Source organism: Bacillus sp. sid0103 (assembly GCF_019219025.1).
Genome location: NZ_JAHUWN010000040.1, coordinates 1 through 13,027, shown reverse-complemented (window position 1 = coordinate 13,027; position 13,027 = coordinate 1). Strand labels below are relative to the sequence as shown.

General features: G+C 39.5%; 14 protein-coding genes and 1 rRNA gene. 1 reads left to right on the top strand and 14 read right to left on the bottom strand.

The annotated features are described in order from the left end of the window. Positions 1-81: 81 nt before the first annotated feature. From KW850_RS29055 to metG, 3 genes are all read right to left on the bottom strand, one after another. The gene (locus KW850_RS29055; RefSeq protein WP_218351168.1) at positions 82-1,266 is read right to left on the bottom strand and encodes a G5 and 3D domain-containing protein; all 1,185 of its coding nucleotides are present in this window, start codon (positions 1,264-1,266) and stop codon (positions 82-84) included. 235 nt (positions 1,267-1,501) lie between these two features. Continuing rightward, the gene (locus KW850_RS29050; RefSeq protein WP_218351167.1) at positions 1,502-2,269 is read right to left on the bottom strand and encodes a TatD family hydrolase; all 768 of its coding nucleotides are present in this window, start codon (positions 2,267-2,269) and stop codon (positions 1,502-1,504) included. Positions 2,270-2,452: 183 nt separating this feature from the next. Beyond that, entirely contained in the window at positions 2,453-4,420 is a 1,968-nt protein-coding gene (metG, locus tag KW850_RS29045) for a methionine--tRNA ligase (protein WP_218351166.1), read from the bottom strand. Positions 4,421-4,904: 484 nt separating this feature from the next. Between metG and KW850_RS29040 the strand changes: the two genes are divergently transcribed. After that, the gene (locus KW850_RS29040) at positions 4,905-5,189 is read left to right on the top strand and encodes a transition state genes transcriptional regulator AbrB (protein ID WP_088084915.1); all 285 of its coding nucleotides are present in this window, start codon (positions 4,905-4,907) and stop codon (positions 5,187-5,189) included. A 51-nt stretch (positions 5,190-5,240) separates the two neighbouring features. On the opposite strand, the gene rsmI is transcribed toward KW850_RS29040, so the two are convergent. From rsmI to rrf, 11 genes are all read right to left on the bottom strand, one after another. Beyond that, positions 5,241-6,113, bottom strand: coding sequence for a 16S rRNA (cytidine(1402)-2'-O)-methyltransferase (gene rsmI / locus KW850_RS29035; RefSeq protein ID WP_218351165.1), 873 nt, complete (start codon positions 6,111-6,113; stop codon positions 5,241-5,243). Positions 6,114-6,160: 47 nt separating this feature from the next. Then, a complete protein-coding gene (locus KW850_RS29030; protein WP_218351164.1) occupies positions 6,161-6,475 on the bottom strand; it encodes a GIY-YIG nuclease family protein in 315 nt (104 codons plus the stop codon). Next, positions 6,462-7,205 carry a tRNA1(Val) (adenine(37)-N6)-methyltransferase gene (locus KW850_RS29025; protein WP_218351163.1) on the bottom strand — a complete coding sequence of 248 codons (744 nt, stop codon included), beginning with the start codon at positions 7,203-7,205 and terminating at the stop codon, positions 6,462-6,464. The genes KW850_RS29030 and KW850_RS29025 overlap by 14 nt, the downstream gene beginning before the upstream one ends. Positions 7,206-7,265: 60 nt before the next feature. Next, complete coding sequence (gene yabA / locus KW850_RS29020) at positions 7,266-7,637, bottom strand: DNA replication initiation control protein YabA (RefSeq protein ID WP_218351162.1); 372 nt, start codon at positions 7,635-7,637, stop codon at positions 7,266-7,268. Positions 7,638-7,650: 13 nt separating this feature from the next. Further along, positions 7,651-8,478 carry a PSP1 domain-containing protein gene (locus KW850_RS29015; RefSeq protein ID WP_218351161.1) on the bottom strand — a complete coding sequence of 276 codons (828 nt, stop codon included), beginning with the start codon at positions 8,476-8,478 and terminating at the stop codon, positions 7,651-7,653. After that, positions 8,471-9,478, bottom strand: a complete 1,008-nt coding sequence (gene holB, locus KW850_RS29010) for a DNA polymerase III subunit delta' (protein ID WP_218351160.1) — start codon at positions 9,476-9,478, stop codon at positions 8,471-8,473. The genes KW850_RS29015 and holB overlap by 8 nt, the downstream gene beginning before the upstream one ends. A 47-nt stretch (positions 9,479-9,525) precedes the next feature. After that, positions 9,526-9,855: a cyclic-di-AMP receptor gene (locus tag KW850_RS29005; protein WP_218351159.1), complete on the bottom strand. Its 330-nt coding sequence runs from the start codon at positions 9,853-9,855 to the stop codon at positions 9,526-9,528. Positions 9,856-9,965: 110 nt separating this feature from the next. Next, positions 9,966-10,601 (bottom strand): dTMP kinase, encoded by a 636-nt coding sequence (gene tmk / locus KW850_RS29000; RefSeq protein ID WP_218351158.1) that lies wholly within the window; start codon positions 10,599-10,601, stop codon positions 9,966-9,968. 32 nt (positions 10,602-10,633) lie between these two features. After that, a complete protein-coding gene (locus tag KW850_RS28995; RefSeq protein WP_218351157.1) occupies positions 10,634-12,073 on the bottom strand; it encodes an aminotransferase class I/II-fold pyridoxal phosphate-dependent enzyme in 1,440 nt (479 codons plus the stop codon). A 105-nt stretch (positions 12,074-12,178) separates the two neighbouring features. After that, entirely contained in the window at positions 12,179-12,397 is a 219-nt protein-coding gene (locus tag KW850_RS28990; protein WP_098576744.1) for a sigma factor G inhibitor Gin, read from the bottom strand. A 506-nt stretch (positions 12,398-12,903) separates the two neighbouring features. Further along, positions 12,904-13,020: ribosomal RNA gene (rrf, locus tag KW850_RS28985) — 5S ribosomal RNA — on the bottom strand. Between the last annotated feature and the right edge of the window lie 7 nt (positions 13,021-13,027).

The following is a 13,027-nucleotide window of genomic DNA, read 5'->3' as shown; positions in this document are numbered from 1 at the left end:
CCAATATGTATTCGTTGTTAGTATAAAGAAATTTACGAAAAAAGCAAAATGCAGAGGATAGGACCCTCTGCATTAAGGAAATTAATCTAAAACCTTAATCTTTACTTTTTTACGTCCCCAGCGATAGCAATCCTGATTGGATGGCATGAATAAATCAATGATATATCCTTTAATCGCCCCACCGGTGTCAGCTGCTACAGCGTATCCATACCCTTCAACATAGACCTTTGAACCAAGTGGAATAATCCTTGGATCAACCGCGATTACCTTCATGTTCGGGTTCGCCCGGAGATTAAGTCCAGTAGCTGTTCTACCTGAACACCCATTGCAATAAGCGGTATAGGCCGTTGCAGTCACATAAAACTCTTTTCCCGGCTCATTCACAGCACCACGGGAAACTTGTAATGATAATTCCTTCGTTCCGACAGCCACAACTTTATCTTGTTTCTCTGCAATCTTCTGCTCACTAATTAATTTTCTTGAGATCTCTTTGCCATTTTCAAGAAGAACTTCGTACTGTTTAGAAACGCGACCCTTTTTACCTTTTTTAATGGTTTGTTCCTTGCCTTTTTCTAAACTTTCATCCTTCTTGGTTACCACAGCAAATTGAATCGGTTCTTCCACTACATCGGTGACTTTTTCTACTCGAATGACGTTAACAACACCATTCTTAGCGATGGTTTCTGTTAATGACGGTTCAACTCGGTCTAATTTATTTAGCTTAATACCCTGTTGTGATAAAAAGTCAGCGACCGTAGCCGAAGTGGACCAAACTCTTTGTTTTTTACCGCCGTCAACATATGTAAGATGAAACGCCTTTTTTATCCCAATTTTCATCTTATCTTGTATTGCAGCTTGCGGTCTAGGTGAGATTTGATCATGTTTGCTCAAAACAATTTTCTGCTCTTTTAGGAGTCCAGCTACAGAACCTGCTGTCGTCCAGATCGTTTTCTTCTCGTTGTCCTTGACAATGTGAACCTGTTTAGCTTGCTTCCATACGACCATAAGGTGGTCCTTCACCTTTGAATTCGCCTTTGGATGCAAATAGTCTTGTGAGCGAATGGATACATCCATTTCATCAAATAATTCTTGAACTGTATCCGCATGAGTCTTTACGACCTTTTGCTGATTGTTAAGAGTGATGGCAACAGTTTTCTTCGACCCTTCAAAATAAAGAATTCCAAGAGATGTCAACAAAACTACGAAACTAGCAAAAGCAATGGTCAATGTCTTCCGGCTCAAAGACTGGGGGAACAGGTTTTTCACGTTTTTGAATACGATGAAAAACGCCTCCTTTTCTTAGAGAGATTAATGAACCATGCTGTCGGCTGTCATTCCTTGCATACTCTGCGAGGGTATTTCTAATTATGCACAAAGTTAGAATATTTGCAAAGAGAAACTTCTCGACACGGTTATCCTATGTAGAAAAGGAGACGTGTAGAACTTTTTGTTATCATTAAATTTTAAGACAAGCTTCCGCTGACTTCGACAAATTCCCCTATCATTTTATGGCGAATAATTTTTTAGCATTTCGTGTCGTTGCTTCGGCCACTTCTTCAAATGTCAACCCTTTTATTTCGGCAATTTGCTCAGCTACTAGTTTTACATAACTAGGCTCATTTCTTTTCCCACGGTAGGGATGGGGGGCTAAATAAGGGCAATCCGTTTCGATTAACAGTTTATCTAATGGTATTTCGGCCGCCACTTCTTTCGGCTTTTTAGCATTTTTAAAGGTCACCGGCCCGCCTAACGAGATATAGAAATTCATTTTTACACATTCCTTTGCCACTTCAGGACTCCCGCTAAAGCAGTGCATGATCCCGCCTACTTCTTCTGCGCCTTCTTCCTTTAAAATTTCCACTATATCAGCAGTTGCTTCACGATTATGAATAACAATCGGCAGCTTCACCTTTTTAGCCAGCCTGATTTGTTTCCGGAAAACTTCCTTTTGAATTTCCTTTGGAGATTTGTCCCAATGATAATCCAAGCCCATTTCACCAATGGCGACAACCTTAGGATGTGCGGCTAATTCCTCGATCCAAACTAAGTCTTCTTCTTTCATGTCAATCGCATCAACAGGATGCCATCCAACACAGGCATAAATAAAATCGTATTTCTCGGCTAATTCCATCGCTCGTTGAATGGTTGGACGATCGAATCCGACAACAACCATACGGCTGACTCCCTCGTGTTCGGCCCTTTCAATCACTTCTTCTAAATCTTCGTTATACTGATTATCATTTAAATGTGCATGCGTGTCGAATAGCATAGTAAGCAAGAACCTCTTTTCCTTATTTTTCTCTAAATTGTGCACTTACGGACTTTTAATGTCAAAAAATATAATGTAAAAAAGGAAATATCCCGAAAATTGTTACACGTGGAACATTTTAATAGCAGAAGCGCCCGTTTCCAAAAGCAAAAGCGCCTATATTAGGCGCCTTTAGTTACATAATTATTTTACTTTTGCTCCATTTGCCAATGTCTGGTCGACTGTTGCAAGAGAAAGTTGACCATCTTTTGAACCTGCTAGGATCATGCCCTGGGACAATTCACCGCGCAGTTTCACAGGTTTTAGATTGGTAATACAAATTACCTTGCGGCCGACTAATTCTTCAGGCTTATAATATTGAGCAATTCCTGAAACGACCTGGCGCTTTTCATAGCCTAAATCTAGTTGAAGCTTAAGCAGTTTATCTGCTTTTTTAATCGGCTCCGCTTGGATGACTTCTGCTACACGCAAATCAATTTTCATGAAATCATCAATCGCAATTTCGTCGATTTCTTCTGGCTTTTCTTCTGGCTGTGCTTCTTTCTTTTCTTCCGCCGCTGGTGCAGAACCTTGCATTTTTGTCTTAATGAACTCTACTTCCTCAGCAATCTCAAGCCTTGGGAAGATTGGTGCAGCCTTCTCCACCTTTGTTCCACTTGGAATTAGCCCAAAATCAGCAAGGCCTTCCCATGCTTTTAGGGATTCTTCCTGAATACCCAGTTGTGTAAAGATCGCATTCGGCGTGCGTGTTAAGAACGGTTGCAGTAAAATGGCAATTCTGCGTAATGATTCAGCGAGATGAACCATTACACTCGCCAGTTCCCCTTTACTTGCCTCTTCCTTCGCTAAGACCCATGGTTTTGTTTCATCAATATATTTATTTGTCCGGCTAACTAATTGCCAAATCGCTGTTAACGCAACAGAGAACTCCATTTTCTCCATCGCTTCTTCGTATTTATTGACTGTCTCTTGATTAACCTGCAGCAGCGTGGCATCAAATTCAGTAACTGATCCAGCATAATCCGGGATAACGCCATTAAAATACTTTTCAATCATGGCGATCGTACGATTTAGAAGATTTCCTAAATCATTGGCTAAATCAAAGTTGATTCTTTCAACAAAGCCTTCCGGTGTGAAGACGCCATCCGCCCCAAATGGAACTTCTCTTAATAGATAATAGCGAAGAGCATCCAGACCATAACGGTCAATTAAGGTAACTGGGTCCACAACATTCCCTTTTGATTTGGACATTTTCCCATCCTTCATCAACAGCCAGCCATGGGCAAATACCTTCTTTGGAAGTGGAAGATCTAATGCCATGAGCATAATTGGCCAATAGATGGTATGGAAACGGACAATTTCCTTCCCGACAAGATGAACATCAGCTGGCCAGTAATTTAAGTATTTAGCATCATTTTCAGTCCCATAACCAAGCGCTGTAATATAGTTGGATAACGCATCAATCCAAACATAAATGACATGCTTTGGATTTCCCGGCACCTTAATTCCCCAATCAAACGTAGTCCTTGATACAGCTAAGTCCTCTAGTCCTGGTTTGATAAAGTTATTAATCATCTCATTTTTGCGAGATTCTGGCTGGATGAAATCAGGGTTCTCTTCGTAGTACCGCAATAAACGGTCAACATACTTACTCATTCTAAAAAAGTATGATTCTTCTTTTACTTTTTCTACAGGGCGCCCACAATCAGGACAATTCCCGTCCACTAGCTGGCGGTCCGTAAAAAAGGATTCACACGGAGTACAATACCAGCCTTCATACTGATCAAGATATATATCTCCTTGCTCAACAAGCCTTGCAAAGATTTTTTCGACAACTTGTTTATGCCTCTCCTGAGTTGTGCGAATAAAATCATCATATGAAATATCAAGTTTATTCCATAACTCTTGAACACCATCGACAATTTCATCTACATACTGCTGCGGAGTAATCCCTGCCTCTTCTGCCTTCCGTTGAATCTTTTGTCCATGCTCATCCGTCCCAGTTAAGTACATTACATCGTAGCCGCGCATCCGCTTATAACGAGCCATTGCATCACCAGCAACCGTCGTATAAGCATGCCCAATATGTAAATTTCCGCTTGGATAGTAAATCGGTGTTGTCAGGTAAAAAGTCTTTAATTTATTCTCCATTTGTATCCCTCCAATAGTTGGCGAGCGCACAACCCTATTAATCCATTATTGCCTCTTTTTTCCCATCTCTATCATCAAAATATACCTAAAAATCAACTTTCTTGCAAGAAGTCCCGGTTTGTCCTGCTTCCAATATTTACGATTAATTACCCATTACACCCATAAACTCTTTAAGTCGTTCGAAGTATTTATGGTTTAATAGTAACAAAATTTGCAGGAATTTGTCGAATAATATAAAAGTCAAACAATTTTGTTACTAAAATTACAATAGTATTAAAAATGGTATAATTTAGATAATTTTAAGATAAAACGTTGTCAAATCAACCATTATCTTCATTGAATAATTTTACTTTTATTTTTCAAAATAAAAGTAATTGACGGATATGGGAATTTCTTGTATTATTGAGATATGAAAAATTTGTCGAATAATGACGAATAAATAGATAGAGAAAATATGTTTATAATATGAGAGGAGCTAGTAAAAATGAAATCTACAGGTATTGTTCGTAAAGTTGATGAGTTAGGCCGTGTGGTTATTCCAATCGAATTAAGACGTACTCTTGGTATCGCTGAAAAAGACGCTCTTGAAATTTATGTGGATGATGAGCGTATCATCTTAAAGAAATACAAACCAAATATGACTTGCCAAGTGACAGGAGAAGTATCTGATGATAATCTAACTCTTGCAGGCGGTAAATTGATTCTAAGCCGTGAAGGTGCAGAACAATTACTTCAAGAAATCCAAAACAACTTTGAATTAGTAAAATAATAAAAAGCTCCAGCACTTGCTGGAGCTTTTCTCTATATACATAACGCTTGATTATTCGACATGGTAAGCCTGATACACATCTCGTTTATTCATGTCACGGTCCTTCGCCGTTAGTTTAATCGCTTCCTTCGAAGGAAGCATTTTTTCTGAAATATAATGATTTACATGTTCTTCAAGCGTTAAATTTTGCCACCAGTTGAATGTCTCCTCCTGTTGCTGATCCGTCCCCTCTACAATCAAGCAAAATTCACCGCGGATTTCATCCTGTTTGGTCCAGGTAATTACTTCTTCAATTGTCCCGCGAATAAATTCCTCATACTTTTTCGTTAATTCCCTGCAAATTGCAATTTTGCGATTACCAAGTACATCTAACATAATCGCTAAGGTTTCTTTTAGCCGATGCGGTGATTCATAAAAGATTAACGTGGCCGCTTGCCACTTTAAGCTTTCTAATTCCGTTCGTTTCTCTTTCTTATTTCGATTCAGAAATCCAAAAAAGTAAAATGGCTGGCATGTTAACCCCGAGGCTATTAATGATGTCAGAGCTGCATTTGCACCTGGCAAGGGAACAACTGGCACCTTTTCCAGGGTAGCGGCTAATACCAATTCATAACCTGGGTCAGAAATTGCTGGCATTCCTGCATCACTGACGAGGGCAATTTTCAACCCTTCCTTTACTTTTTGAATCAATTTTTCGCCGCTTGTTTCTTTATTATGTTCGTGATAACTGACCACAGGTGTCCCAATTTCAAAGTAGTTGCACAGCTTCTTTGTATTTCTTGTATCTTCTGCAGCAATTAAGTCTGCTTCTTTTAATAATCGAATTGCTCGAAAACTCATATCTTCTAAATTGCCGATTGGAGTGGGAATAAGATATAAAATCCCTTTGGTTGCTTCATTCTCAAAACTCTTTTGCTGCCACATCACTATCACCCTTTTCAAATACTAAAGCGAAAACACCTGTTCCAGGGCTATGCCCCCGAGCCCCTAGCCGTTGGAGCTGAACTGTTTTCAAAGTTTATAGACATATCATTATTATTTTGCATAAACTCAACTTTTTTCTTCCGAGGTAACTGTTTAAACTGATATTCTGCCCTGAGTGCGTCCCCTTTATTTTCGTAACGTCGAAAGTATGTAAGTTGGACCGGACCTCGGCCCCGTGTATATTTTGCACCTTTTCCTTCATTATGCATCTTAATCCGCCGATCAAGATTATTCGTGTATCCACCATACAAACTACCGTCATTACAGGTAAGCACATAAAAAAAATGGTCATTGTTCTCCATATAAAATCTCTTTTATCTCGGATGTGTATTCATTGTCCTCATTATAGACAAATAGAGGCGGGAGTATTTTCAAATCCGGACTGCCATCCTTAATTGCCTCAATCAAAAGGGTATTAGCCTCTTTCCCCTTCTTCGGGTAGACAAATTGAATCCTTTTTGGTTCGAGCCGGTACTCTCTCATCAATGTAATGATATCCAACAGTCGTCCAGGCCGGTGGACAAAGGCCACCTTTCCGCCTTGTTTAACTAATTGGCTCGATGCCTTAACTGCATCCTCTAATGTACACAGAATTTCATGCCGGGCAATCGCAAGATGTTCATTTGGATTCATTTCTTCCTTAGATGCTGTTGTAAAATAGGGCGGGTTGCATGTGGCAACATCAAATTTCCCATATCCCAGTTGTTTTGGCATCTCCTTGATATCACCATGAATCATTTGCAGCCGCTGTTCAAGGCCATTATATTCAATGCTTCTTACTGCCATATCGTACAGTCGTTCCTGTATTTCAACACCGGTAATATGTCCCTTCGTTCGCGCACTTAAAAACAAGGGAATTACCCCATTCCCGCTGCATAGGTCAATTAAGTTCCCTTTTTGAATCGGAACATAGACAAATCTTGCTAGTAAAACAGCGTCAAGCGAAAAGGCAAATACGGATGGGCTCTGAATTATTCTTAAGTTTTCTGCTAGTAAATAATCAAGCCGTTCATCATCTTTCAAATTCACCAAAGTATCCATCCTCCAGCTATATGTATGAAAATAGAGGCTGATTTTGTCAGCCTCTTAAAGTTATTTCTTATTAAGAAAGGAAAGACAGAATAAACAATCGCCTTCCTTGCGTAAACTTCCAAAATGAAGGTTACAAATATGAAAACCTTCTTGATATAGACGGGCAAGGTTATCATATCCTTCCCCGACATCAAATGGCTTTACACCAGTCGTCTCGGAAACGGCTGTCCCTTTTTTATTCCCTGTAACTTTCTTTTCCTGTTCAGTCGTTACATCTAAACGGCGTCTCAAATGTTCATTTTCAAGCTTTAAATAATGATTCTCTTCTAGTATTTCGGCTAAATGCTGCTTTAATTCCCCTAGCTTTTGGTAAAGATGGCCAATTTGTGTTTCCATATTACTTACTGATTCAAATATTTCTTTTTTATCCACGTCTTCCACCTCGTTAATCTGTGGATTGTATAGAAAAGGCACCTTCTTTATTGATTTCCTCCAAGGTATACTCCAGAACACGTTCCTGTTCCTTTAGTTCAACCTGTAGTACCCGCTCTAATATATTTAATCCTACTACTTTTCCTTTACCTTGTGGTGTTTCAATGATTTCTCCCAAATCCGGAAGCAATGCTTTAGCAGATTCATATTCATCATTTTCATATTTTAAACAGCACATTAGTCTGCCGCATAATCCAGATATTTTTGTAGGATTTAAAGATAGGTTTTGATCCTTTGCCATTTTGATTGAAACTGGGTCGAAATCCCCTAAGAAAGTAGAACAGCACAGCATTCTTCCACATGGACCTATACCGCCAAGCATTTTCGCTTCATCACGGACACCAATCTGGCGTAATTCAATTCTCGTCCGAAAAATAGCTGCTAAATCCTTCACAAGCTCACGGAAATCAACTCTTCCATCAGCTGTAAAATAGAAGATGACTTTGTTTCGATCAAATGTATATTCAACATCGACTAGTTTCATATCCAGCTGATGCTCATTCACTTTTTCATTACAAACCTCATAAGCTTCCTTCGCGGCTTGTTTATTCTCCTCAACAATCATTTTATCCTTTGGGTCGGCAATTCTAACCACTTTTTTGAGCGGAAGGACGACATCATTCTCCTCAACTTGTTTCCGAGCGATTACTGCTTTTCCATACTCTACTCCACGAACTGTTTCTACAATCACAAAGTCGTCTTTTTCAATGGAGAGGTCCCCTGGATCAAAATAATAGATTTTCCCCGCTTTTTTAAAGCGTACTCCTACAACATCATACAAATGAAGATCCCTCCTGCAATTTTAACACAAGCTGTTCCATCATCAGCTGAGGATTCATATTCCTCTCCAGCTTCCTCTTTGCATCTAGGATAGCTGACATTTGATCCGATATGCGCCGTCCAGATGTTTGCAATGCAAATTGCTGTAGCCGTTCAATTTCCTCTCGAAAAACAATCTGCTCCTGCCTATCTAATTGTATATATAGTAAATCCTTAAAAATAAGAAGTAAAAGGTCTAAACCACGATGAATCTGTTCTTTCTCTTTAAAGTGTGAAAACCAGTCTGTTTGAAGCGTTACCATTGCATCCAACGGATTTTTTTTCAACACCTCATATAATTTTACCACTATTTTTTGGGCTTGTGCAAACCATTCATCGACATTTAATTTTTGTGCTTCATCCAAACTATTGGTTAATTGAGCCAGCAGCGGGGCCTTCTGCGGCTCCACGCCGTTTTCCACCAATTGTTTAATCATCACGTGTGGTGATAATGGATGAAATGTTAGTATTTGGCATCTTGAAAGGATGGTTGGTAAAATTTTCTGCGGTTGTTCTGTTAAGAGAAAAGCAACCGTCCCTGGGTTTGGTTCCTCTAAAAATTTCAATAAACTATTGGACGCACTGACACTCATTTTATCCGCATGCACAAGCAAATAAACTTTTTTCAAAGATTCTAATCCCTTTTTGGAAAACTCCACCTGCAGGTTTCTTATTTGGTCAACCTTAATCGATAATCCCTCCGGCTCCACAATATGCACATCAGGATGGTTACCATGATTAATCCGTCGGCAATTGTTGCATTCCTCACAAGGTCTATAGTGATCAACGAGTGCTTCGCAAAATAAGGACTTTGTCAGCAACAACGCAATTTCCCGCTTGCCTGTCCCTCTGATGCCCTCAAGAAGGTATGCATGGGCCACTCGATTTTTCACTAAACTGTTTTTTAACATTTTTAATACAGTTGGCTGAAGCTCTTCTAGTTGCTCCCATGATTTTCCCAAGTTCATCACTCACTAACTTTAAAATAGTAACGGATCTATTGTTTAGGTTAAAAATGCATATATTGTTCAATAGGCAGAACGAATACTGTTGCACCGCCAACCTCGACTTCAACTGGATAGGGAACATAGGAGTCTGCATTCCCGCCCATTGGGGAAACAGGAGCAACTAACTGCTCTCTGGCCCTGCAGTTATCCTTAATAATTTGGAGGGCCCGGTCGACGCGGATATCCTCTGTACCAATCATAAAGGTCGTGTTCCCCGACTTAAGAAATCCACCTGTACTAGCTAATTTGGTTGCCCTAAAATTATGATCAACTAGTGCCTTTGATAAACGATTACTATCTTGGTCCTGTACGACAGCTATGATAAGTTTCATCCGAACTACCCTCTCCTTATTCTAAAATCTAGTTTTGTTTCCTATATTATAACAGGTAACAGACTTACTTACATTCGGAATGACAGATTCTTTTCGGATAAAAAAAAGCCCTATAGTGAAGGCTTTCTTTTTGCTAATGTATCCTCTATGACTTTAACTGTTTCCTTGTACACATTCTCCACTGTAGCGGAAGCATCGATTATCCGGAAACGGTCGGGAAATCGTTTGATTAATAGTTGGTAGCCAGCTCTCACCTTTTGATGGAATTCTAAGTCTTCTAAATCCAAACGATTAATTTCACGGCCTTTATTTTTGTTTATTCGTTGTAAACCTAACTCTGATTCAATATCAAAGTAGATCGTGAGTTGTGGCATCAAGTTCTCAATTGCAAATTGATTAATCGCAAACACCTCATCGATTCCTAATCCGCGTGCATAGCCTTGGTAAGCTAGAGAACTATCAACAAATCGGTCACACAACACAACTTTCCCCTCATCTAATGCGGGCTTTACCTTTTCGATCAAATGCTGCCTTCTTGCCGCTGCATAGAGTAATGCCTCGGTCCGAGGATCCATGGCGGTATTCTCTTTGTCTAAAATAACGGCGCGGATTTGCTCCGCAATATCAATCCCACCTGGTTCTCTGGTTAATAGTACGTCTCCCAACTGCTCTGCCACCATATTAATAATGGTTGTCTTTCCTGCCCCATCAGGGCCCTCAAATGTTATAAATATACCGCTATTCATCTAAATAAACCTCCAAAACTGTATAATCTCTCTTAAGTTGTAATATAAGTCTTGATCATCCCATCCTTTAATAAGGATCCTCCTTGAAACCTTGCACCGGTTGTTAACAAAAGGGACAGCTGGCTAAGCTTATTTTTTGTAATCCTTTCACCCTTTAGCAGCAGCGGAATACCTGGTGGGTATGGAATAATGGTTTCAGCGCATACCTCTCCTAGTGCATCGGAAATGGGCTCTTCTTTTAGCGCTAACTTCTCCATTTCTTTAAAGGTAACCGCCAACATCGAGATTTTCTGTCCAGCCAACACAAATACCTCTTCTCGATTAATGGATGGTACATCAGATAGTACCTCTTTTATTTTCAAAATGGTTTCATCTAATGGGAAACATTGTCCATCTTTTAATAATGGCAGAATAAAGAGGACATTATTTGGGTCGGCTAATTCTGTAAAAATAGCTGCCTCTTCTAATCTCTTTTGGAGTTCAAATCCATTTAAACGACACCGCGACTGAATCGTTATCTTTAGTGGATCACCGTTATCGTTAGGATAGTCAAGCACGCTGATAGCAGGAATCTTCGCTAACTCGTCCTTAAAACGTTTGATTTCAGTTAATAGAAATGTAACATCTTTTTGGTTATACGTACTTAAATAATTCCTTGCCACATCCAAGGATGCCATAATCGGATAGGACGGGCTGCTTGACTGGAACACCGTCAGGTATTCCTTTACCTTATGCTGACTGATTAAATCGCTATTAATATGTAAATAGGAACCCATTGTCATCGCTGGAAGGATCTTATGGGCAGATTGCACCACAATATCTGCGCCCAGCTGAAGAGCAGAAGGCGGGAACGGGCCGCCAAGGATATAGTGCGGCCCATGTGCCTCATCAACTAAGACAGGAATATCGTGCCGATGTGCTTCATTTATTATTTCTTGTAATTCAAATCCCATTCCATAGTAGTTCGGATAGGTCAGAATGAGTGCCTTTGCATCAGGATATAATTTGATAGATTCAATGACTGTTTCTAAACTGATCCCAGATGGTACTTTCCATTCCTGGTTAAATTCAGGCTCTAGAAAAATGGGAACCGCTTTTGCTAAGCCTAGACCGTTTAATATAGATTTATGGCAATTTCTTTGAACGAGGACCTTAGTTCCTTCCTCACAGGCCGCCATAATCATTGCTAGATTCCCAACAGTTGAACCATTAACAAGAAAATAACTTTTTCTTGTCTGATAAAGTTCGGCTAAGAGTTCTTCTGCCTCTAATATCGCACCTTCAGGTGAGTGTAAATCATCTAACCCGGATAATTCGGTAGCATCGATTTGTAGCACATGCTTAAAATAGTGCTGTGCCTCAGGTTGAAGTATGTCTCCATATTTATGCCCTGGGACATGAAAGGAAACCGGCTTCTTTTTACTATGTTGGATTAACGTATGATATAAAGGTGTGTTCCATTGATTATTCATTCAATTGTTTACTTCCTTCTAAGAGTCTCATTTATTCTAACAAAAAACCATTCTCATTCCTATTTGATTGTTTATAAGCAAAAAAATAAAGTCCTCATCGGACTTTTATGAAAAAATTTCTGGAGTGGTTATTTTTTTCAGTTGTTTAAGAAAGTATTTATATTTTGGATCCTTTGTATCTGTTTGTATTAAATCATTTTCACATTCTGTACAAATAAAAGAAGTATATAGATGTATGCCTTTTGGTTTTAAATTCTCACAAATAACGCACATTTCCTGATGGTATTTCTGTGCTAAAAATGAACTCAATCCCTCCACCTCCATACATCCATTCTGCCCGGAAATTTTTATTTGTATACAATTTTTAGAATACTCTTTTTCGCGCCATCTTAATTAATATAGTATGTAACAGTCAGCGATTGGGTGTATGTCTATTCGTAATTTCTTTGAAAACATTTCGTACTTTTTTACCATCGTCATTGTCCTTACAGAAAAGTAACCTTTTCCAAGATTGTCCGCCCGCGGAATTTATTTAGCTGTACGGTAACTGTGAACCCTTCAGAGGGACCGTTCTGTGCTTTTTTCTTTATGCATGGGCACTGTGAACCCTTTAGAGTGCCCCTTCTGTGCTTTTTTCTTCGTTCACGGGCACTGTGAACCCTTTAGAGGGACCGTTCTATACTTTTTCTTCGTTCACGGGCGCTGTGAAACTAAATAGTGCCTACCTCATCACTTACTTCCTCATTTTCACCATTATTAACTCACTCATCACCTAATATCCGAACAGTTACAACAACAAAAAGACAACCCTCTCGGGTTGTCTTTAATGTGCCTGGCAACGTCCTACTCTCACAGGGACGCGTGTCCCAACTACCATCGGCGCTGAGAAGCTTAACTTCCGTGTTCGGTATGGGAACGGGTGTGACCTTCTCGCCATAATTGCCAGACTATTTA